Origin of the sequence: Oceanimonas sp. MB9 (assembly GCF_011319775.1) — a bacterium.
GTDB classification, from domain to species: Bacteria; Pseudomonadota; Gammaproteobacteria; order Enterobacterales; family Aeromonadaceae; genus Oceanimonas; species Oceanimonas doudoroffii.
On sequence record NZ_VFBE01000004.1, the window covers coordinates 53,247 to 74,180 of the forward strand.

23 protein-coding genes are annotated in these 20,934 nt (G+C 59.9%); 9 read left to right on the forward strand and 14 right to left on the reverse strand.

Features of this window, described 5'->3' with window-relative positions:
- Positions 1-103: 103 nt before the first annotated feature.
- Complete coding sequence (groL, locus tag OJHNALOF_RS02825; RefSeq protein ID WP_094201862.1) at positions 104-1,741, reverse strand: chaperonin GroEL; 1,638 nt, start codon at positions 1,739-1,741, stop codon at positions 104-106.
- Positions 1,742-1,773: 32 nt separating this feature from the next.
- Positions 1,774-2,067, reverse strand: coding sequence for a co-chaperone GroES (locus OJHNALOF_RS02830; RefSeq protein WP_094201861.1), 294 nt, complete (start codon positions 2,065-2,067; stop codon positions 1,774-1,776).
- A gap of 195 nt (positions 2,068-2,262) precedes the next feature.
- Between OJHNALOF_RS02830 and OJHNALOF_RS02835 the strand changes: the two genes are divergently transcribed.
- Positions 2,263-3,615: an MATE family efflux transporter gene (locus OJHNALOF_RS02835; RefSeq protein WP_370462290.1), complete on the forward strand. Its 1,353-nt coding sequence runs from the start codon at positions 2,263-2,265 to the stop codon at positions 3,613-3,615.
- Positions 3,616-3,810: 195 nt separating this feature from the next.
- On the opposite strand, the gene OJHNALOF_RS02840 is transcribed toward OJHNALOF_RS02835, so the two are convergent.
- The gene (locus tag OJHNALOF_RS02840) at positions 3,811-4,287 is read right to left on the reverse strand and encodes an FxsA family protein (RefSeq protein WP_245849886.1); all 477 of its coding nucleotides are present in this window, start codon (positions 4,285-4,287) and stop codon (positions 3,811-3,813) included.
- A 115-nt stretch (positions 4,288-4,402) separates the two neighbouring features.
- On the opposite strand from OJHNALOF_RS02840, the gene OJHNALOF_RS02845 reads away from it, so the two are divergent.
- Complete coding sequence (locus OJHNALOF_RS02845) at positions 4,403-4,834, forward strand: protein-disulfide reductase DsbD domain-containing protein (RefSeq protein WP_165661092.1); 432 nt, start codon at positions 4,403-4,405, stop codon at positions 4,832-4,834.
- Position 4,835: 1 nt separating this feature from the next.
- Here the strand turns inward: OJHNALOF_RS02845 and OJHNALOF_RS02850 are convergent, their stop codons facing one another.
- Positions 4,836-5,546 carry an SIMPL domain-containing protein gene (locus OJHNALOF_RS02850; RefSeq protein ID WP_165661093.1) on the reverse strand — a complete coding sequence of 237 codons (711 nt, stop codon included), beginning with the start codon at positions 5,544-5,546 and terminating at the stop codon, positions 4,836-4,838.
- Between the two features lie 53 nt (positions 5,547-5,599).
- On the opposite strand from OJHNALOF_RS02850, the gene OJHNALOF_RS02855 reads away from it, so the two are divergent.
- Complete coding sequence (locus OJHNALOF_RS02855) at positions 5,600-5,932, forward strand: GIY-YIG nuclease family protein (protein WP_165661094.1); 333 nt, start codon at positions 5,600-5,602, stop codon at positions 5,930-5,932.
- Here OJHNALOF_RS02855 and fkpA read toward each other — a convergent pair.
- Entirely contained in the window at positions 5,919-6,713 is a 795-nt protein-coding gene (fkpA, locus tag OJHNALOF_RS02860) for an FKBP-type peptidyl-prolyl cis-trans isomerase (protein ID WP_094201857.1), read from the reverse strand. The genes OJHNALOF_RS02855 and fkpA overlap by 14 nt on opposite strands.
- A gap of 84 nt (positions 6,714-6,797) precedes the next feature.
- Here fkpA and OJHNALOF_RS02865 point away from each other — a divergent pair, with 84 nt between their 5' ends.
- Positions 6,798-7,811, forward strand: coding sequence for a WD40 repeat domain-containing protein (locus OJHNALOF_RS02865; protein WP_165661095.1), 1,014 nt, complete (start codon positions 6,798-6,800; stop codon positions 7,809-7,811).
- Complete coding sequence (locus OJHNALOF_RS02870) at positions 7,804-8,019, forward strand: SlyX family protein (protein WP_165661152.1); 216 nt, start codon at positions 7,804-7,806, stop codon at positions 8,017-8,019. Before OJHNALOF_RS02865 ends, OJHNALOF_RS02870 begins: the two co-directional genes overlap by 8 nt.
- A 75-nt stretch (positions 8,020-8,094) precedes the next feature.
- Here the strand turns inward: OJHNALOF_RS02870 and OJHNALOF_RS02875 are convergent, their stop codons facing one another.
- The 9 genes from OJHNALOF_RS02875 to OJHNALOF_RS02915 form a co-directional block, all read right to left on the reverse strand.
- Positions 8,095-9,234, reverse strand: a complete 1,140-nt coding sequence (locus OJHNALOF_RS02875; RefSeq protein ID WP_165661096.1) for an ABC transporter ATP-binding protein — start codon at positions 9,232-9,234, stop codon at positions 8,095-8,097.
- A gap of 22 nt (positions 9,235-9,256) precedes the next feature.
- Positions 9,257-9,985: an HAD family hydrolase gene (locus OJHNALOF_RS02880; RefSeq protein WP_165661097.1), complete on the reverse strand. Its 729-nt coding sequence runs from the start codon at positions 9,983-9,985 to the stop codon at positions 9,257-9,259.
- Positions 9,975-11,396: a CehA/McbA family metallohydrolase gene (locus tag OJHNALOF_RS02885; RefSeq protein ID WP_165661098.1), complete on the reverse strand. Its 1,422-nt coding sequence runs from the start codon at positions 11,394-11,396 to the stop codon at positions 9,975-9,977. Before OJHNALOF_RS02885 ends, OJHNALOF_RS02880 begins: the two co-directional genes overlap by 11 nt.
- 52 nt (positions 11,397-11,448) lie before the next feature.
- Positions 11,449-12,717, reverse strand: coding sequence for an extracellular solute-binding protein (locus OJHNALOF_RS02890; RefSeq protein ID WP_165661099.1), 1,269 nt, complete (start codon positions 12,715-12,717; stop codon positions 11,449-11,451).
- Positions 12,718-12,722: 5 nt separating this feature from the next.
- Entirely contained in the window at positions 12,723-13,664 is a 942-nt protein-coding gene (locus OJHNALOF_RS02895) for a carbohydrate ABC transporter permease (protein ID WP_206063543.1), read from the reverse strand.
- 52 nt (positions 13,665-13,716) lie between these two features.
- Positions 13,717-14,601 (reverse strand): carbohydrate ABC transporter permease, encoded by an 885-nt coding sequence (locus tag OJHNALOF_RS02900; protein ID WP_094201852.1) that lies wholly within the window; start codon positions 14,599-14,601, stop codon positions 13,717-13,719.
- Between the two features lie 281 nt (positions 14,602-14,882).
- Positions 14,883-15,797 carry a LysR substrate-binding domain-containing protein gene (locus OJHNALOF_RS02905; protein ID WP_094201851.1) on the reverse strand — a complete coding sequence of 305 codons (915 nt, stop codon included), beginning with the start codon at positions 15,795-15,797 and terminating at the stop codon, positions 14,883-14,885.
- Positions 15,798-15,988: 191 nt separating this feature from the next.
- Complete coding sequence (slyD, locus tag OJHNALOF_RS02910) at positions 15,989-16,507, reverse strand: peptidylprolyl isomerase (protein ID WP_094201850.1); 519 nt, start codon at positions 16,505-16,507, stop codon at positions 15,989-15,991.
- Positions 16,508-16,744: 237 nt separating this feature from the next.
- Positions 16,745-16,945 (reverse strand): YheV family putative zinc ribbon protein, encoded by a 201-nt coding sequence (locus OJHNALOF_RS02915; RefSeq protein WP_094201849.1) that lies wholly within the window; start codon positions 16,943-16,945, stop codon positions 16,745-16,747.
- 62 nt (positions 16,946-17,007) lie between these two features.
- Here OJHNALOF_RS02915 and OJHNALOF_RS02920 point away from each other — a divergent pair, with 62 nt between their 5' ends.
- The 4 genes from OJHNALOF_RS02920 to OJHNALOF_RS02935 are packed head-to-tail and all read left to right on the forward strand — an operon-like array spanning position 17,008 to position 20,899.
- On the forward strand, positions 17,008-17,697 hold the full coding sequence (locus OJHNALOF_RS02920; protein WP_094201848.1) for an AraC family ligand binding domain-containing protein: 690 nt from the start codon (positions 17,008-17,010) through the stop codon (positions 17,695-17,697).
- A gap of 30 nt (positions 17,698-17,727) precedes the next feature.
- The gene (locus tag OJHNALOF_RS02925) at positions 17,728-19,626 is read left to right on the forward strand and encodes an ABC transporter ATP-binding protein (protein WP_165661100.1); all 1,899 of its coding nucleotides are present in this window, start codon (positions 17,728-17,730) and stop codon (positions 19,624-19,626) included.
- Entirely contained in the window at positions 19,623-20,048 is a 426-nt protein-coding gene (locus tag OJHNALOF_RS02930) for a TIGR02444 family protein (RefSeq protein WP_165661101.1), read from the forward strand. Before OJHNALOF_RS02925 ends, OJHNALOF_RS02930 begins: the two co-directional genes overlap by 4 nt.
- Positions 20,049-20,059: 11 nt before the next feature.
- Entirely contained in the window at positions 20,060-20,899 is an 840-nt protein-coding gene (locus OJHNALOF_RS02935; protein ID WP_165661102.1) for a 23S rRNA (adenine(2030)-N(6))-methyltransferase RlmJ, read from the forward strand.
- Positions 20,900-20,934: the final 35 nt, after the last annotated feature.

The following is a 20,934-nucleotide window of genomic DNA, read 5'->3' on the forward strand; positions in this document are numbered from 1 at the left end:
ACACAAGCCGGAACAAGACTTTCGGCCAAAAAAAAGCCGGACTCAAGAGTCCGGCTTTTCGGGATGCGGGTGAACTCACCCGGCCACATTAATGTGATTCAGATCACATCATGCCGCCCATACCACCCATGCCGCCCATGTCGGGCATGGCCGGGGCTTCGTCTTTCGGCAGCTCGGTGACCATGGCTTCGGTGGTGATCATCAGACCGGCCACGGAAGCGGCGAACTGCAGGGCAGAACGAGTCACCTTGGTCGGATCCAGGATACCCATTTCCAGCATGTCACCGTAGGTGTCGTTGCCGGCGTTGTAACCCTGGTTGCCTTCGCTGGCCTTAACCTTGGACACCACCACGGAGGCTTCTTCACCGGCGTTGGTGACGATCTGGCGCAGCGGGGCTTCCATGGCGCGCAGGGCAACCTTGATACCCACGTTCTGATCTTCGTTGTCACCGGTCAGCTCACCCAGCTTGGCGGCGGCACGTACCAGGGCAACACCGCCACCGGGTACCACACCTTCTTCCACCGCGGCACGGGTCGCGTGCAGGGCGTCGTCAACGCGGGCTTTCTTCTCTTTCATTTCCACTTCGGTAGCGGCGCCCACCTTGATCACGGCAACACCGCCGGCCAGCTTGGCCACGCGCTCTTGCAGCTTCTCGCGATCGTAGTCGGAAGAAGACTCTTCGATCTGCTGGCGAATTTGCGCCACACGACCGTTGATGGCATCGGCTTCACCCACACCGTCGATGATGGTGGTGTTGTCTTTGCTGATCACCACGCGCTTGGCACGGCCCAGATCTTCCAGGGTCGCCTTTTCCAGTTCCATGCCCACTTCTTCGGAGATCACGGTGCCGCCGGTCAGAATGGCGATGTCCTGCAGCATGGCCTTGCGGCGGTCACCAAAGCCCGGGGCCTTGACGCCGGCCACTTTCACGATGCCGCGCATGTTGTTGACCACCAGGGTGGCCAGGGCTTCGCCTTCCACGTCTTCGGCCACGATCAGCAGCGGCTTGGACTGCTTGGCAACGCCTTCCAGTACCGGCAGCAGCTCGCGAATGTTGGAGACTTTCTTGTCAACCAGCAGAATGAAGGGGTCGTCCAGCTCAACGGTGCCGGTTTCCTGCTTGTTGATGAAGTAGGGAGACAGGTAGCCACGGTCGAACTGCATGCCTTCAACCACGTCCAGCTCGTCTTCCAGGCCCTGGCCTTCTTCCACGGTGATAACACCGTCGGTGCCCACTTTTTCCATGGCTTCGGCGATAAGCTGGCCGACTTTCTCGTCAGAGTTGGCGGAGATGGTGCCCACCTGAGCAATGGCCTTGGTGTCTTTACAGGGCACGGACAGGCCTTTCAGCTCGGCCACGGCCTGTACCACGGCCTTGTCGATACCGCGCTTCAGATCCATGGGGTTCATGCCGGCGGCCACGGCCTTGAGGCCTTCGTTGACGATGGCCTGGGCCAGTACGGTGGCGGTGGTGGTGCCGTCACCGGCTTCGTCGTTGGCCTTGGAGGCGACTTCTTTCACCATCTGGGCGCCCATGTTTTCGAACTTGTCTTCCAGTTCGATTTCCTTGGCCACGGACACGCCGTCCTTGGTGATGTTGGGGGCACCGAAGGACTTGTCCAGTACCACATTGCGGCCTTTCGGGCCCAGGGTTACCTTGACCGCGTCGGCCAGGATGTTTACGCCTTTCAGCATTTTAACGCGGGCGTCGTTACCAAATTTTACGTCTTTAGCTGCCATTGTTTATCTTCCTTAAAAGTGGATGAACCGGATTATGCTTCAACGATTGCCAGGATGTCGGTTTCGGACAGGATCAGTACTTCCTGGCCGTCCAGCTTCTCGGTCTTGACGCCAAAACCTTCGTTGAAGATCACCTTGTCACCGACCTTCACGGACATGGCTTTCACTTCGCCGTTGTCCAGAGTGCGGCCATTACCCACCGCCAGTACTTCACCGCGAGTGGATTTCTCGGCGGCAGAGCCGGTCAGAACGATACCGCCGGCCGACTTGGCCTCGGCTTCAATACGCTTGATAATGACGCGATCGTGCAATGGACGAATGTTCATCGATAACTCTCCTGATGAGTGTTGTTACCTTCATAGATAAACGGCCAATGGCCGCAAACTTGTTCCGTTGCCTTCCTATATGGGAGCGCATTCACCGCCTTCAAGAGCGAAAGGCAAAATTTTTTTAAAATCATTGGCGGGGCGGCGTTATCATGGCCACCGAATTTCACCCCGCCGCAGCATCAAGGTTTTTTTGTGCCCCACACCAACTCCCTGCTCACCGCTCCCATCGGCCCGCAACTGGCGCGCATGACCGGCCCCATGGCACTGGGCATAGTGGCAATTCAGGCGTTCAACCTGGTAGACACCTTTTTTATCGGGTTGCTGGGCACGGCGCCGCTGGCGGCGGTGACCTTTACCTTTCCGGTGACCTTTGTGGTGCTGTCTCTGGCCATGGGACTGAGCGCCGGACTGTCGGCCTGCCTGGGCCAGGCCCTGGGCGCCGGCCACCGCGATCAGGCAGCCCGTTTCACCAGTAACAGCCTGCTGCTGTCGCTGGTGCTGGTGCTGATGCTGGTCGCCCTGGGGCTGGCCAGCCTGGACCCGCTGTTTACCCTGCTGGGGGCGGAAACGGAGTTGATGCCACTGATCCACGACTACATGGTGATCTGGTACGCCGCTTCGCCCATGCTGGTGTTGCCCATGGTATGCAATGCCGCCATTCGCGCCACCGGCGATACCCGCACTCCCGGGCTGGTGATGGTGGTGGCCGGCCTGGTCAACGGCGTGCTCGACCCGCTGCTGATCTTTGGGTTGGGGCCCTTTCCGGAACTGGGGATTCGCGGCGCCGCCATCGCCACCGCCTGTTCCTGGCTGATGGCCATGATGGTGGCGCTGTACCTGCTGCAGCACAGGGAACGGCTGCTGTGCTGGCAGTGGCCGCACCCGGGGCGGCTGTTGGCTCACTGGTATCAATTGTTACAGGTGGCCATTCCCGCCTCCTTTACCAGCGTCCTTTACCCGGTGGCCACCGCCCTGCTGATGCTGTTGCTGGCGGACTTTGGTACCGAAACCGTGGCCGCCTTTGGGGCCGCCTCACGCATTGAAGCCGTGGTGCTGATCGTGATGATGGCACTGAGCTCGGCGCTGGCCCCTTTTGTCTCCCAAAATACCGGTGCCGGCCTGCACCAGCGCAGCCGCCACGGCCTGCTGCTGGCCATGCGCTTTGCGCTGATATTCCAGTTGGGCGTGTTTGCACTGTTGTGGTGGCTGGCGCCCTGGCTGGCGCGGCAGTTTACCGACAATGCCGAGGTTGCGGCACTGTTGCAGCAGTATCTGCGGCTGGTGCCCATCGGTTATGGGCTGCAGGGGTGCTTTATGCTACTGAGCGCGGCGCTGAACGGCCTGCGGGTATCGGTGATTTCGCTGTTGCTGAACGGGGCCCGGCTGTTCGGCCTGTTGCTGCCGCTGGCCTGGCTGGGTGCCGGCCTGGCCGGTGCCGAAGGGATTTTTGCCGGCATTCTGCTGGCCAACCTGCTGACGGGGTTGATCGCCTGCCTGTTTGCCTGGCGGCGGTTTCCCTGGAGAATTCGCCATCCGCTGAGTTGAAAACCCGGGGACTGGGGACTGGGGACTGGGGACTGGGGACTGGGGACTGGGGACTGGGGTAAATTGTAGGCCGGGTTTTACACCCGGCAAAACTTCCAGTTCTTCAAGCGATTCGGAATGTTGGGATTCGCTGCGCTCATCGCCAACCTACGCACTGACAGCTTCCAGCTTAAGGCTTCAAGCTCCCCGAAGGGGTCATTTATCGTCCTTGCGCTCGACTTCACCTTCAAAGGTCACGCCCTTTTTGTCCTGCTCGTCGCGCACCCGGGTTTCGCTGTGGTGATAGTACTCGGCGGTAAAGGTGTGGCCCTTGTCACCGCGCACATGGGCCCGGGACAGGAAACGCTCGGCCAGGGCGGCACGCACCGGTGGCAACAACAGCAGCACCCCGGCGAAGTCGGTGACAAAGCCCGGCAGCAGCAGCAACACGCCGCTCAGCGCCAGCATCATGCCCGACACCATTTCCCGGGCCGGGGTTTCGCCCCGGTTCACCTTCTCCTGGGCCTCCATCAGGGTCTGCAGCCCCTGAATGCGTACCAGGCTGATACCGATGATGGCGGTCAGCAGGATCAGCGCTATGGTACTCCAGGCGCCGATGGCCGAGCCCACCTCGATAAACACGAAAATTTCCAGCAGGCCGGCGCCGATTAAAAACAACAAAACTCTGCCCACAATCACCTCTTTTTTCGCCGCTGCACGGCTTACAATGGGGGTCAAACCCATAAAATGGGGGCGCAATGGCCCGTTTTCAAATGCCGGTGATGCCCCGCCAATCAAGGAACATCAAATGAAACCAGCCTGGCTGGCGGCGACCCTGGCCGCCCTGATGCTGATGCTCGCTCCCTTTGTGCTGGAACGCCCGGACCACAGGCCGGTTGCCGACAACCGAGTGCTGCCGGTGGAGCAGGCCTTTGTGGTCAGTCATCGGCAAGAAGGCGAGGTGCTCAACGTCAGCATCACCATTGCCCCCGACGCCTACCTGTACCGGCACAAACTCGCCGCCGAGGGTCAGGGCGTGACCCTCGGCGACTGGTCGCCGCCGGCGGGCCAGCCCCACCAGGACGAATATTTTGGCCACAGCGAGATCTACCGCGAGCAACTGAGCCTGACCTTGCCGCTGCGCCAGACCACTGACGGCGGCCGGGTCATGCTGCACTATCAGGGCTGCACCACCGGCCTGTGCTACCCGCCCCAGCAGCTGGCCCTGACGCTGCCCTGACTCACTCCAGCAGGTAGTCGACACTGGTGACCACCCGCACCCGCTTGATCTCGGGAGTGTAGGCATCGAGATCGGTAATGGAAAAGTAGCCCTGCTGGGCGGCACGAATACCGCCCACCTCGGCATCGGCGTCGTCGGCGAACTGACGCGCCGCTTCCCGGGCATTGGCAGTGGCTTCGGCTATCATGTCGGGTTTGATGTCGTTGAGGCCGGTGAACACATATTGGGTCTTGTGTTCATAACTCTGGGTCAGCAACACCCCCTGGCTGACCAGCCCCGCCACCGCCGGCTGGGTATTTTTTACCCCTTCCACCTTGTTGCTGCGCACCAGCAACACGGCGTCGGCGCGGTAGCGCTGGGGCGCACGTTGTTCGCCATACTGGCTGGCCCAGACGTCCTGCACCGTGGGCGCAGAAAAGCTCAACTCGGACTGGTCAAAGCCGTGCAGCAGCAAAAAGGCGGTGATCTTGGTTCTGTCCCGATCGATGGCGTCATACAAGCCTTCCAGGCTGTCGGCCGCCACCGAAAAGCTGAGTGGCCACAACACCAGATCCGCCTGGACTTCTCGCTCGGCCAGGCCCTTGACCGACACCACCCGATCCGCCTGCTTCCAGATGTGCACCGCGTCCTTGAGGTAACTGCCACCCCATATCAGGCCAAGGGCGATCAAACCGCCCAGCAGCGCCGCCTGCCCGGTTCCGTTTGCTTTCATAAAAAACCCCGTTAGGATTTGCCGATGTTCGGATTTCGATTGTAACCCATGCCATGACCCACACCGCCCCCTGGTATCTCTACCTGCTGCGCTGCCGGGATGGCAGCTTCTATGGCGGCATTAGCCTGGATCCCGAGCGCCGCTGCCATGAACACAACCGAGTGCGCAGCCGCGCGTCCCGTTATGTGTGGGCGCGCCGCCCGGCCGTGCTGGTGTGGCAACAGCCGGTGGCCGACCAGGCCACGGCGCTGAAGCTGGAATACCGGCTCAAACGCCTGCCCAGAAAACAAAAGGAGCAGTTGCTGGCTCACCCCGAAGGCTGGCAACAACTGCTCCCCATTGTGGCCGGCAGCTTGCGTGCCGGCTGCGTCATTACTGCTGAGTAGCCTCTTCTTCCGACTTGGCGGCCACGGCCTCTTCGGCGTCGGCGGCCTTTTCAATTTCCAGCAGTTCCACTTCAAAGATCAGCACGGCGTTGCCGGGAATGGTACCGGCGCCGGCTTCGCCATAGGCCAGGGCGGACGGAATGTAGAACTTGTATTTGGCGCCCACCGGCATCAGCTGCACGCCTTCGGTCCAGCCCGGAATCACCTGGTTCAGGGGGAAACTGGCGGGCTCGCCGCGCTCTACCGAGCTGTCGAACTGGGTGCCGTCGATCAGGGTGCCGGTGTAGTGCACGGTCACCACGTCTTCCGCCGCGGGCTTGTCGCCTTCACCCTGGGTCAGCACTTCGTACTGCAGGCCGGACTCGGTGACCTGCACGCCGTCACGCTGGGCGTTTTCCTTGAGGAAGTCTTCGCCTTTCTTCAGGGTGGCGGCGGCTTCTTCCTCGGTCTTTTTCTCGATCAGCTCATTGATGTGCGTGTCGTAGGCCATCAGCGCCTGCTGCACTTCTTCATCGGTCATCTGGCCATCGCTGCCAAACCCGTCCTTCACCCCCTGCATAATAATGTCATTATTCAGGTCGACGCCCAGCTCCTGCTGTTTTTCCAGGGTGGAGCCAATATAGCGGCCCATGGACAGGCCAATGGCGTAGGCGGACTTGTCCTCGAAACTGTTGAGCTCCACGGCGGCAGGAGCGGCCGTCTCCTCCTGCTTCTCATTACAACCACTCAAACCCGCCATCACGGCGGTCGCCAGCAAGCTGACCTGTAACAGTTTTTTCATTATCAACTCCGAGTCGGGTGCACAGACACCTTGGAAAATGAGATGCTTATACTCAGGGATTTATACTAACCTTGCAACTTGCCCATGCGAAACCCCTTCTCGGTAAAAACCCGCTTCGGCCAGGCCGCTGCGGCAACCATTGTCATGCTGCTGCTCGCCGGCTGCGATCGCGGCGTGCCGCCTGCCGGCCGTCAGTCCTTTACCGACGGCTCCCTGCTGGCCGCCGACACCACCGCCGATGGCCGCCACACCCTGATTGCCACCGGTAACGGTCCGGTACAGGTATGGCGCCAGGGCGGCCCCGCACCGCTGTTTCTCTGGCATCAGGGTCAGGAAAGCACGCCGGTGGTGTTGCTGGCCAGCAGCCCCGGCGGCGATACCGCGGCCACCGCCACCGACGGCACGGTGGCGCTGTGGTCGCTGCAAAACGGCCAGAACCTCGGCTTTTACCGGCTGGAGCAGCCCCTGCGTGCACTTGCCCTGGCCGATGCTGGCCGGGCCCTGCTGCTGGGGTACCAGAATGGCGAAGCGGAATATGTCGACCTGACCAGCGGCCGCCGGCTGACCTTTCTCGGGCATGACGATCGTATCAACAGCCTGGATCTGTCTGCCAACGGGCGCTATGCCCTCAGCGCCAGCCACGACGGCGAGGTGCTGCTGTGGCAAACCTCGAACGCCGCCATTCTGGCGCGCTGGCGCCATGAGCACAGCGTGAGCCTGGTGCGCCTCGACGCTAATGGCCGAGCCGCCTTCAGCGCCGACGCCCAGGGCCGCGGCGAGCTGCGTCGCCTGCCCGGCGGCGAGCTGCAGGCGCGCCTGGAAGTGCCCGCCCGGGGCCAGACCTTTGTCAGCGCTCGGCTCAATGTGGAGCAGAACCTGCTGGCCACCGGCGGCACCGCCCGCCGGCTGGATCTGTGGCGGCTCAGCGACGGCGCTCACCTCAACCACTGGCGGGTAGGCCTGCACACACAGCTGAGGCCGGCCAGTGCCATGGTGTATAGTGTCGCCTTTACCGCCCCAGACCGGCTATACAGCGTCAGCTCCGCCGGCCTGGGCGAGACCTGGACGCTCACCGACAGAGACCACAATGATGAATGACGAACTGCTGCAGCGGCTGGAACAACTGGAAACACGGCTGGCCTTTCAGGACGACACCATAGAGCAGCTCAACCAGGAGATCGCCGCTCAGGGCGGCGAAATCGCCCGCCTCAAGCTGCAGCTCAGCCTGCTGAGCAAAAAATTCAAGGAAATTCAGCCCGGCCAGGTGGCCAGCCAGGCCGAAGAAACCCCGCCGCCCCATTACTGATCGCCACCGACAGAAAAGGCGCCGACGCGCCTTTTTGAATGGTATTTCAGCGCCAGAGCGCCGGCCCGAAGGAGGTCATTCCTCCCGCAACAGGCTCTGCTCGGTGTCGATATCAAACAAATGACAGTGTGCCAGATCGAAGCACAGGGTCTTGCGCTCGCCACCGGGAAGCCCCGCATGGGAGTGGTAGGGCACCCGCGCCACAAACGACGCCTCGCCCATGGAAAAATGCAGGTAGCTTTCGTTACCCATGGACTCCACCGCCGTAATCGAGGCATTTACCAGATTGGGCTGATTCGTCGTGGCACCCGAGGCGTCTGCCAGGGTGATATGCTCCGGCCGCAGTCCAAACCACAGTTGCCGGCCCGCCAGGTGTGCAACCTGACTGGCCTTTGCCTCGGGCAAGCGCAAGCGCTCGCCATGACCGAGCACCAGCTCATGACTCTTTTCGGTCCGCTCCAGGGTTGCGGTCACCAGGTTCATGGCCGGTGAGCCGATAAACCCGGCAACAAACTTGTTGGCCGGGCGCTGATACAGGTTGATGGGCGTATCGACCTGCATGATCCGCCCCTGATTCAGGACGCAGATGCGGTCTCCCAGGGTCATGGCTTCCACCTGATCATGGGTGACATAAATCATGGTGGCATTCTGCCCTTCGGCCTTCAGGGTCTTGTGCAACCGGGCAATATTGACCCGGGTCGAGACCCGCAATTTGGCATCCAGATTCGACAGGGGCTCATCAAACAAAAACACATCCGGCTTGCGAACCATGGCCCGTCCCAGGGCGACGCGCTGACGCTGGCCCCCGGACATTTCTCCCGGCTTGTTATCGAGCAGCTGGCTGAGCTCCAGGGTTTCGGCGGCTTCTCGAATACGACGATCAATTTCACCCCCGGCCAGTTTCTGCTGCTTGAGGCCAAAAGCCATGTTGTCATACGCGGACATATGCGGGTAAAGCGCATAGTTCTGAAACACCATGGCAATGCCCCTGTCCTTGGGCGGCAGGGCGTTGACCCGCTGGTTACCGATAAAGATGTCACCGCCGCTTACCTCCTCCAGACCGGCGATCATGCGCAGGGTGGTCGACTTGGCACAGCCCGAAGGGCCAACGAATACCATAAACTCCCCTTCGGCTATGGTGAGATCAATGCCATGTACCGCCCTGAATCCATTTGAATAGGATTTTTCCACCTTACGGAGTACTACTTCAGCCATCTGCGTTCTCACTTACACTGGGTTACATCAGGATTTCGGGCTCGAAATCAACCACCGACGCCAATACCAGGTCGGCATGGGGCTGCAGCTCTGCGGCCGTAGCCGTGCCGGTCAACACCCCCACCTTGCGGGCCCCGGCATTATGGCCAAACTCCATGTCCGAGACCGTATCACCAAACATCACGATATGATGGGCCTTCAGGCCGCAGTGGCGACTGAAGCCGTGCAACAGGGCCGGGTCAGGCTTGGGAGAGATGTCTCCGTCGGAATAACCGACATAATCAAACAGCTCCAGCAATCCGGCCTGGCGCAGGCTGTACAGGGTTGAGTCCCGCGTATCCGCCGTCGCCACTCCCAGTTTGAAGCCCTGTTGCTTCCAGCCCGCCAGCTTGTCCCTGATGCCGGGCAGGGGCTGAATCAACAGGGGGTTTTCCGCTACCTGCCGGTTGAAGTGGGCTTTTACATCCCGAGTAAAGTCGGGCAAACCGCCCTTCAGCCGCAGCAGCCGGTGCCACACCTCGGCGGTGTCCTCCACCGGATTCGAGGCCAGCAGGCCATGGTTGTCTACGCGCTCCCCCCAAATACCAATGGCCTCGAGCAGCTGCCGCTCGGACACCTCGGGGTGAGCACGACTCTTGTCCCGATACTGCTGCAGAATATCTCTGGCCGCCCCCTGGGCGACCTTTAGCCACATACGATGAAACTCGAGCAGGGTGCCATCCTTGTCGAACAACAAACCTTTAATTTCCATTGCGCTGCATTGCCTCCATCAGCTCACCCCAGGTCGCCAGGGTGGGGGCAGAAAATTCCGGCTTTTGGCCGTTGTAGACGGGGTTAATCATGCCTTCGAAGTCACCATTGGCACGGCGTATATCCACCCGTACCCAGCCGTAACGACTCATGTCGACCTGAAATACCGTCCCGTGCGCGGTCAGTGGATAAACCTCGATGCGTCGGCCATCGGCAATACATTCGGCGTAGTATTCACACTGCGTGTCCTGCACTGCGAGCCGGTAATCAATGATCTGCTCACCCACATCCTGCCCGGGCAGCACTCGCCCTTGATTAATGCTGAGCGTCAGCCCGCAGCGGCGTTCCATATACACATGACCCCGGCGCAGGCCGGACAGAATGCTCTCGCCGCTCAGGCCGTGAGCAAACACAAAGGTCGAGGGGTCTCCATAAATGGAGGGCTCGGTGGCATTAGGGTTTCTTTCATGGGGCTCCAGGTGGCAATCACTGCCCCCGACGCCATAAATACGCTGCCCGGCATTCCACATGGCGCTCAACACCTGCAGCGCCTGCTCGGTGGACTCCGGCGAGGTCGACCAGGTGGGGTCACAGCAGATCTCCATGGTATGTACCCGCGCCAACGGCATCGCCTGATAGTGCCAGTGCCAGGGCTTCATCATCGGATGGTTGATACTGATACTGCCCTGCTGCTCACCGGCCAACGCCATCCCCTGCTCGATCATCGCCTCACTGTTGCAGGACGCATGGTACATGTTGAGGGTCCGCTGCGGTCCGTGCACATTGAAGTGGCCCAGGGCCGTGGTGACCTCGATGGCCGGCAGAAACAGCACCTCGTCCATGTCGGGCAGCAAGGGCTGACACATGTTGTGCTCGGTCAGAAACAGAAAATCCAGTTGCTGCCGGGCGGCAATGTCGGCCACCGCCTCCAGCCGGTTATGGCCGTCCGACAGGCTGGTGTGGGCATGCAGATCACCGCGATACCAGCCGGCACCGGCTTTTTTTACCGCGCTGTAGTCAAAGGCAATACCATGCTCGGTAGTGAGGTTGGCCACCGTGTTCAGTGGCAAGGGCGCGGGAACGCCGTCAAAATCGACCTCAACCTGATACTGCATCGGCTTGGGAGTGCGGTGCTCCCCCTCGAGGTTGTAAAGGTGCAGCTGCCAGATTCCGGCTTCAATCGGGCCGGCTATCGCCCCCAGAGACGCCGCTTCGGCGGTGATCACCAATTCCTTGCGCGGCTTCAGCCACAGTATATTGCCCCGCAGGCGCCGGCTGGGGTCATACAGATAGGTGTGCAGAAAACCCTTTTTTACCGTGGTGCCCACAATGCGAATGGCGCTCGCCCCGTCGGGGACCCGAATTTCCACTACCTCGTGACCAAACGTCAGTTCACCTGAAAAGTTCAACATATGCTCTCTTTCTCTGAATCGAATGTCAGTGCCAATCGTTCTCTGGCCGGTCTCAGGAGCGATTGGCGCGGTCCAGCGCGCGCTGGGCACGCCTGGCCGCGTCCTTCAGGGCCTTTTCGGCCGGAATATTTTCAATCTGCACCTTGTCGGCCGCGATATTCAGGGCGTCCAGAATCTTGCCGTTGGTGGGATCATGAAAGTCTTTGCTGGCAATGCCTGCCTGCTTCAGGGGCACCAGCGCCTGAGGATTGTCGCGGGTGTAGGCCTGGTATGCCGCCACGCGCTCGGCACTGGCGCGAACCGGGATATAACCGGTATACATGGACCAGCGAGCCGTGTTCTCGGCACTGGTGTAAAAGCGCATAAATTCAAAGGCTCCCTGCGCCGCCTGCTCGTCGGTGCCCTTGGGCATCACAAAAATCTGGGCTCCGGCCTGAGGCGCGGCCGGGTGACTGCCCCACCCCGGCTGCATGGTTGCGGCCAGCCTGGTGAAGTCCAGATCGCCCTGATCGCCGGAAGAGCCGGTATAACCCAGGGCTCGGCCCTTCATCACATCGTCAATGGTCTTGTACCAGTACTCCCAGCCCTGGCCGCCGTAGTGAATACGCATGATGTTGTCTTCATGTATCCATTGGCGAAAGCTCTCCCACACCTCCACCCATTCGGGTGAATCGATCAGCACCGTCTTGCCATCATCGCTGATGATTTGGGCGCCGTTGGAAAAAGCCGCATCAATCATGTTGTTGTGACCCCACATCGGCTCCCAGCCATAAAAACTGGTGTTGCCATCGGCATCGCGACGGGTGACGGCGCTGGCAACCTTGGCCACTCCTTGCCAGGTGCTCAAGTCCTGCTCGGTAAAGCCGGCATCGGCCAGGACCTGGCGGTCATAGTAAAAAATCTGGGTAGTGCCGTAGGCAGGCAGGCCATAAACGGTGCCATCCGAATAAGTCACCTGCTCTCGAAAGGCACCAAGAAAGTCACTGAAGTTAAAGCCATCGTCCATATAGGGTCGAACGTCTCGCACCAGCCCACGGGACGCCATGGCTTCGGCCTGGGCCGAGTCCAGCAGTACAAATTCGGGAGCGGTTTTGGAAGCCATGCCCGCCTGCAGCTTTTGATACGTTTCGGCGTAATTTCCCTGCAGGGCCGGCTTGATAACATATTCGTCCTGGCTGCCGTTAAATTCCTCGATCATTTTTGTCATCATTTCCTGCGGCTTAACACCACCGGAATACCAGAAATTAACTTCGGTTTTGGCCAGCACATTACTCGACATGCACAGCGCCGAACAAATAACCGCGAGTGACTTCAGTTTCATTTCCATTACTCCTTGACACCGTTATCGGCGATACCTGACAGAATGTGTTTTTGACAAACAATAAAAATCATCAGCAAAGGCACCACCGCGATGGTGCTGGCGGCCATGACCTGAGACCAGTTCATGCCATAATTTCCTTCCGCAATAAAATACTGGCGAATGCCGGTAGCAATCAGGTTCAGCTCCTGAGAGGTAATCACCAGGCTGGGCCACATGTAACTGTTGTAATTGGTAATAAAGGTAATCAAGAACAGGGTGGCCAGGGCCGGCCGGCATTGCGGCAGCACAATGGCCCACAGAATTTTCAGCTCACCGGCCCCGTCAATCCGTGCCGCTTCAATCAGTGACGGGTGAATTTTCAAAAACACCTGGCGCAGATAAAATACCCCGAACACACTGGCGGCATTGGATAAAATAAGTCCGGCGTGACTGTCGAGCAGCCCCATTCTGGCCAGAGTGATATAGGAAGGTATATAAGTGACCGCGCCAGGCAGCATATAGCATCCCATGACCACCACATATAACAGGGTGCGAGAACGGAATTTCAGCTGGGTAATGGCATAGGCAAACATGGCCGAGTTGATAATCACCAGCAGGGTGGTCATCAGCGCCACAAAAAAGCTGTTGAAAATATACTGGCCAAAGGGAGCGCCCTGAAAGGTATCCACAAAGTTGTGCCACTGAAGGCTTTCGGGCAACAGGTTCAAGGGGTTGCTGAAGATCTCGTCGTTGCTTTTCATTGAGCCCGACAGCATCCAGAGAAAGGGAAACACCATGATAAGGCCAGCCAGCCCGAGAAAGGCGTGTCTGACCAGTGGCGTCAGGCGAGCCGTGTTCACCCGCTGCCGGCGCGCCGGCCTGAGTGCGGCCGCATGCCTTATTTCGGTGTGCCGAGTACCGGCGTGAATATGCGTCATGGTCGCACCCGCTGCTGCTTGACTGTTCATGTCGGTGTCCTTTGCTCTAAGCCGTTGATTGCCATGGTGGGTGTAAATGCCGTCAGTAATACACCCAGCGCTTGCCCATCATGGTATTGATAAGGGTCAGCACGCCGGTGATCAGCAGAATAATGACCGAGCAGGCGGCGGCGGGCCCCATTTCGTATTGCTCAAAGGCCTGTTGGTAAAAGAGGTACAACAGGGTTCGCGTGCTGCCACTGGGGCCACCCTGGGTCATGATTTGAAACTGATCAAATGCCTGCACGGCGGTAATCATGTTGACGATAATCAAAAAGAAGGTAGTCGGTGAAATCAGTGGCAAAGTCAGCCTGGTAAACCGGGTCCAGGCACTGCATCCGTCAATTTGCGAGGCCTCATAAAGCGATGCCGGAATCTTGTTGAGTGCACTGATATAGAACAGCATGGTCCAGCCGACAGCCTGCCATACGGTGACCACCATGACTGCAAACATGGCGCCGGCTCCGGTTTCAAACCAGGGGATTGAAGAAAAGCCCAGCTCGTTCAATAACAGATTGGCCAGTCCGGCCTTGGATTCAAAAACCCAGGTCCAGACAATGGATACCGCCACCGTAGGGGTAATCCAGGGAGAAAAAATAATGGCCCGGTAATACCGGCTGCCCCTGAATTCTTTTCGCAGCAACAGGGCAAAGGCCAGCCCCAATACCACGGTGGGTATAACCACTCCCAGAGCAAACACAAAGGTATTGGTCAGGGCCTGAAGAAAGTCATCGTCGGTCAGCATGTATTCGTAATTGTCGAGACCGACATAGTTGTACTCAGGGGATATATAATCCCAGTCGGTAAAACTGATATACACACTGGAGCCAAAGGGCAGCAGCCAGAAGGCCAGCAAGGGCAGCAAAAGCGGTAATACAAACAGCAATACCTTGAATTTTTCCAGTACCGTCGGGAAATGTATCTTCATCTGAAGCGCCACTCTGTTGGTCAGTCAGGGGAAGAATAAGGGGGGTTCGTGACACCCGTATTAAGCAAATCAACACAATTTCCCCGCAAACTCATAAGGCAAGCTTATGATCACCATTTGGGCCCTTCACACTCCACCGCCCTGTGCTGACAAATGACCGGGAAAGGGCCGCACGCCCCGCTGACAGAAACCGGAAGGGTCATGCCACAGGAATAAAATGGCCGGCAGGATGAGGGAACTCGTACCGGCAGGGACCTGCAGGATGGAAGGAAAGGCGGCCGTTATTTGATAAGTGCCTTTTCGGCCGGTTCAGGCCCGGACCCCGCGTAACGGTATTGCTGATGCATCCAGTCGCAAAAATAACTGACCTTGGCCGAGCGATGCTGCCGAGTAATCATGAAGTGGCTTGACTCGGACAGCATGCTTCCTTCCAGGGCCGTCACCACCCTGCCCTCGGACAACCACTCTTGTGCCACCAGCGAGCGCACCAACATCAGTCCTACGTCCTGCCTGACCGCTTCAAGGCCATGCAGTGAATTGCTGATTTCCAGCCGCACATCGGGCAGCACGGGGGCATAACGGTTATGACTCAGCCACTGTAGCCAGCCTTCCTGATAACCCTTTACCTGAATGGCCGGTAAGCCGGAGATATTCCCCTCGGCCAGCTCCTTGCCGAATTGCCGCCTGAACGCCGGGCTGCACACCATCAGCCAGTGCTCCTGAAACAGGCGTTCGGTGCGGGTGTGCTCGGCTTCGGTGACTCCATTGGTGATTTCGATGTCCGCATCACGGCAGGGCTCCGAAGACGGCCAGTCCACCAGGGTCAGATCCAGCCGAATAAAGGGAAAGCGGTTATAAAAATCATTCAGCCTGGGAAGCAGCCAGCTGTGACCGATGGAATGGTTGACCTTGATGCGCAGCACATCGGACTGCTGCCCGCCAAACAGGATCTGGGTTTGCAGCTTGAGGTGCTGCAACGAACCGGTGACCACCGGCAGGTATTGCCGGGCCACCTGGGTCAGGGTGACGCCGCGCTGGCTGCGTTCAAACAGGGTACAGCCCAGAAATTGTTCCAGGCCCTTGAGTTGCTGGCTGACCGCCGCCTGGGACACGCCCAGCTCCCGGGCCGCCGCACCAATGGAGTGCAATCGCGCCACCGCCTCAAAAGCCACCAGGGCGCGTAATGGGGGAAGCATCTGTCTGCCTTTTAATCACAAAACCGAGGCACAGAGGGTGGAACAGTAATATGGCAGCGACATGACACCCGCGGAAAAAGAGTGTGGCAGTAACAACACCCATACGGGATAACTACCCAAAATAAAGCCTGGCCCCGGCGAGCAGACACAAAAAAGGCGCCGAAGCGCCTTTTTTCGACCAAAAGGCCGGCTTAGTGGTGATGACCGCAGCAGCCGCCACCGTGGTCATGGTCATGGTCGTGATCGTGCTCACCGTGTACATGGCCGTGGGCCAGCTCTTCCTCGGTGGCTTCGCGCACTTCGCGCACCACGCCCTTGAAGGACAGGGTCATGCCCGCCAGCGGATGGTTGCCGTCCACCTTCACGTATTCCTCGGCCACTTCCAGAATGGTCACCGGGCGAGGACCTTCATCGGTCTCGGCCACAAAGGTGTCGCCTTCGCCCACTTCCATGCCGTCGAACAGCTCGCCGGGCACCGACTGCACCAGCGCATCGTCGTAGTCGCCATAAGCCTGATCAGGGCTCAGGGTTACGTCGAAGTCTTCGCCAACCGCTTTGCCGTTGAGTTCGACTTCAAGGCCGCTGACCAGAAAGCCGGTACCGTGCAGGTATTGCAGCGGTTGCTTGTTGACGGTGGAGTCCAGGATTTCGCCATCGGCGTTGGTCACGGTGAAGTCCAGTGTTACCACTGCATTGTCGGATACTTTCATGGGATTGGCCCTGCTTAAAAATGGTGACTCATAGAATACATGATGGACGGGCGGGATGAAACGCGAGGCCGGCACAATAAAAATGGCCCCGAGGGGCCATTTGGCGGCAGAATTCAAGGAAACACAGGGAATGAAACTTGCGCTCTGCCGAAGGCCAGTCTATCCCGAAAGCCTTCACTCACCAAGCCATTGCCGGCCGGTCGGCCGAAAAGCATACAAAATGCAGGGGTAATGGCGTCACTCGGGCCTGAATACGCCGATAACGTCGCCCCCGGCGGCCGATTCCACTTTTTCCTCGGCCTGGCTTTGATGATGGCCACAGTGCACACACTCGACCTTCTCGACACCATGCTCCATATACAGCATCATGGTGTCTGCCGACTGACATTTCGGGCAGACGGCACCGGCGATAAACCGCTTTCTACGACGGGTTTCCATTGAAGGGGATCCTGAACTGTTCATCATTTTTAAAATTCTCCGCCAAAAACGAACCAACCACAATGACCGCCAGCGCCCATTACAGCATTCATCATCAGCTTTTCGATCTTCCTCACTTAACCCCCGGCAAGCGCCGCCGCCATATCAAGGGAGTGCTGTTGCTGGTACACCGGGGCTCGGGGCTGCTGCAACTCGGTCGTCAGCATTTTCCGCTGACCACAGGAGAAGCCGCCTTTCTGCCCGCCGATACCCTGTTCGCCTGGCACGCTCTGGCGGGCAGCCGGGTCAGCCAGATTGAGCTCTCCTGCCGGCTGGCCCAACCCGAACAGGCCGGTCGAATTCAACCCACGGCCTTGCTGGCGGCCCTGGCCGGCAAGCTGGCAGAATGGCCCAGTGAAAAAACCTGGCAGGGCCCTTATGGCCGCCTGTGCCGGGCCCTGTATGACGAGCTGCCGGCCCAAAACCTGCTGCCGTTCGAGTCGATGAACCCGCTTGCGGCACGCGCCTTTGCCGATCCCGCCGGCCTGGCCCTGCATAACGACGAGCAGCAGGCCTTCAGAAAGCGGTTTGGCTGTGATCTGACGAGCTGGCAGCGGCAACTGGCCTTGCTGCACATGCTGCGGGAGCTGCCCAGGGCCGGGGATCCCGACGCCCTGGCCAGGGCCCACGGTTTTACCTCCTTTCCCCAGTTCGAGCAGGATTGCCGCCACTGGCTGGGAAGCCCCTGTCATACCGGGGGCAAAACCGGCTAAAATACGGCTTTTGCACTTTTCCGGGTTTCTATGATCACCCTCAGCCAGATTGAATTGCTTCGGGGCGGCCGCCCCCTGTTGAAAGACGCCAGCGCCACCATTCACGGCGGCCAGAAGGTCGGCCTGGTGGGCAAGAACGGCTGCGGCAAGTCCACCCTGTTTTCCCTGCTCAAGGGCGAACTCACCATCGACAGCGGCCAGTTCGGCCTGCCCGCCGACTGGCAGCTGGCCAGCGTGGCTCAGGAGACCCCGGCGCTGGACTGCTCCGCCCTCGACTATGTGATCGACGGCGATCGGGAATACCGCCGGCTGTGCCGGGAGCTGGAAGCCGCCGAGGCCCGTCACGACGGCATTGCCATTGCCGAGCTGCTCGGCCGGCTAGAGACCCATGGTGGCTACCACATTCACGCCCGGGCCGCGGCCCTGCTGCACGGCTTAGGGTTCGCCAATGAGGCCCACGGCCGGCCGGTGAGCGATTTTTCCGGTGGCTGGCGCATGCGCCTTAACCTGGCCCAGGCGCTGATCTGCCGCTCAGATCTGCTGCTGCTCGATGAACCCACCAACCACCTGGATCTGGATGCGGTGATCTGGCTGGAGCGCTGGCTGAAAAGCTATGACGGCACCCTGATCCTGATCTCCCACGATCGGGACTTTCTCGACGCCGTGGTCGGACGCATCATTCATATCGAAAACAGCACCCTTAACGAATATACCGGCAACTATTCCGACTTTGAGCGCATGCGTGCCGAACAACTGGCGCTGCAGCAATCGCTGTATGAGAAACAGCAGCGAGCACTGAGCCATATGCAAAGCTATGTGGACCGGTTTCGCTACAAGGCCAGCAAGGCCAAACAGGCCCAGAGCCGGCTCAAGGCCATGGAAAAGATGGAGCGCATTCTGCCCGCCCATGTCGATTCGCCGTTCAGCTTCGGCTTTCGCCCGCCGGCCAGCCTGCCGGTGCCGCTCATTGCCATGGAGAAGCTGGCCGCCGGCTACGGCGACAAGGAAATCCTGTCCAACATCAAGCTCAACCTGGTGCCCGGCTCGCGCATCGGCCTGCTGGGGCGCAACGGCGCCGGCAAGTCCACCTTTATCAAGCTGCTGGCGGGCGAACTGACGCCGCTGTCGGGCAAGCTGGAAGCCAGCAAGGGGGTGGCCCTGGGTTACTTCGCCCAGCATCAGCTGGAAAGCCTGCACCCGCAGGAATCGGCGCTCACCCACCTGGCCCGGCTCGATCCCAAGGCCACCGAGCAGAGCCTGCGGGATTACCTGGGGGGGTTCGACTTTCACGGTGACAAGGTCAAAGAAGCCGTTGGCCCCTTCTCCGGCGGCGAAAAGGCCCGGCTGGTACTGGCGCTGATCGTCTATCAGAAGCCCAATCTGCTACTGCTCGACGAACCCACCAACCACCTGGATCTGGACATGCGCGAGGCCCTCACCCTGGCGCTGCAGGCCTTTGAAGGGGCCATGGTGATCGTGTCCCACGACCGCCACTTGCTGCGCGCCACCACCGACGAGTTCTATCTGGTCGACAGCGGCCGGGTACAGTCCTTTGACGGCGATCTCGACGACTACCACCAGTGGCTGACCGAGCAGGACAAGGCCGAACAACCCGCCGACATGCCCGCTGCCGGGGACAACTCGGCCCAGGCGCGCAAGGCGGAAAAACGCCGCCAGGCCGAGTTGCGCCAGCAGACCCAGCCGCTGCGCAAGGCCATCACCAAACTGGAAAAGGACATGGAGCGCTGCCAGCAGCGGCTGGCCGAGATCGAACAGCAGCTGGCCGACCCCGATATTTACGCGGCGGAGCACAAAGCCAGGCTGCAACAGCTGTTAAAAGATCAAAGCCCGCTGCAACAACAACTGGCCGACGTGGAAATGGAATGGCTGGAACTGCAGGAGCAGCTGGAAGTCCTGGAGCAGTCATGATCAGCGCCGATGAACTGTGGCACTTCGGCGAGCAGCACTACGGCCGCCCCGGGGTGGCCACCGCCTGCCTTCAACTGCAGGATGAGCACGGTGCCAACGTCAACCTGTTGCTGTTGCTGTTGCTGCTGGAAGAGCGAGGGCAGAGCGTCGATGTCGCCCCCTTTTTGCCGGTGCTGGCCGCCCGCCGGGGCATGTTCAGTCACTGGCGCAGCCTGCGCCGCCGGCTCAAACCCGGACTCAATGCCGATGACTACGCCCAGTTGCTGCAACACGAGCTGGAGCTGGAACGCTGGCAGCAGCAAGAGCTGCTGAACGTGCTGGCCGACCAGCCCCCGCGCCCGGGCAGCGGTGCCCTGCTCGATTATCTCAATGTGCTGCAGGTGGCCGATGCGCCGCTGTGGCAGCTAAAACTCGCCGGTTAAGAGAAATTACCATGCTTAGTTATCGTCACGCCTTTCACGCCGGCAACCACGCCGATGTGCTCAAACACGCGGTGCAGGCCTTTATTCTTGAGTCGCTGTGCGCCAAGGATAAGGGCTACAGCTATATCGACACCCATTCCGGTGCCGGCGGCTATGCCCTGAGCCACGAGTGGACCCAGAAAAAGGCGGAATACGCCGGCGGCATTGCCCGGCTGTGGAACGAGCCGAAAAAGTGGCCGCAACTGGCCGGCTACTTCGACGCCATTCACGCCATGAACTCAAGTGAGTCGCTGGAGAATTACCCGGGCTCTCCCCTGGTGGCGGCCCATTTTCAGCGCCCTCAGGACAGGCTCACCCTGATGGAACTGCACCACAACGAGGTGGAGCTGCTGCGCCAGAACCTGGGCCGGGACGGCGTCGCCATTCATCACAGAGACGGCTTTGAAGGCCTGGTGGGCCTGCTGCCACCCACGCCCAAACGAGGCCTGGTGCTGATTGATCCGCCCTATGAACTGAAGGAAGACTACCGGCGGGTGGCCGATACCCTCAAAAAGGCCCACAAGCGCTGGCCCATCGGCATTTACGCCGTCTGGTATCCGTTGCTGGCCAAGGCCGTGGATCGCAGCGAGGGGCTGAAAACCGCGCTGGCCAACCTTGGCTTTGAGCAGGCACTGTGCGCCGAGCTGAGCGTACAGGCCCAGGCCGACGACTTTGGCATGCACGGCTCCGGCATGATAGTGCTCAATCCGCCCTGGAAACTGGATGAAAAACTCGCCGAACTGCTGCCCGCGCTGAGCCAGGCCCTGGCCCAGGACAACCAGGCCGGCTTTACCCTGGAATGGCTGAAATAAACTAATCGTTTGCGAAGCAGTGCACTACCGTCGGT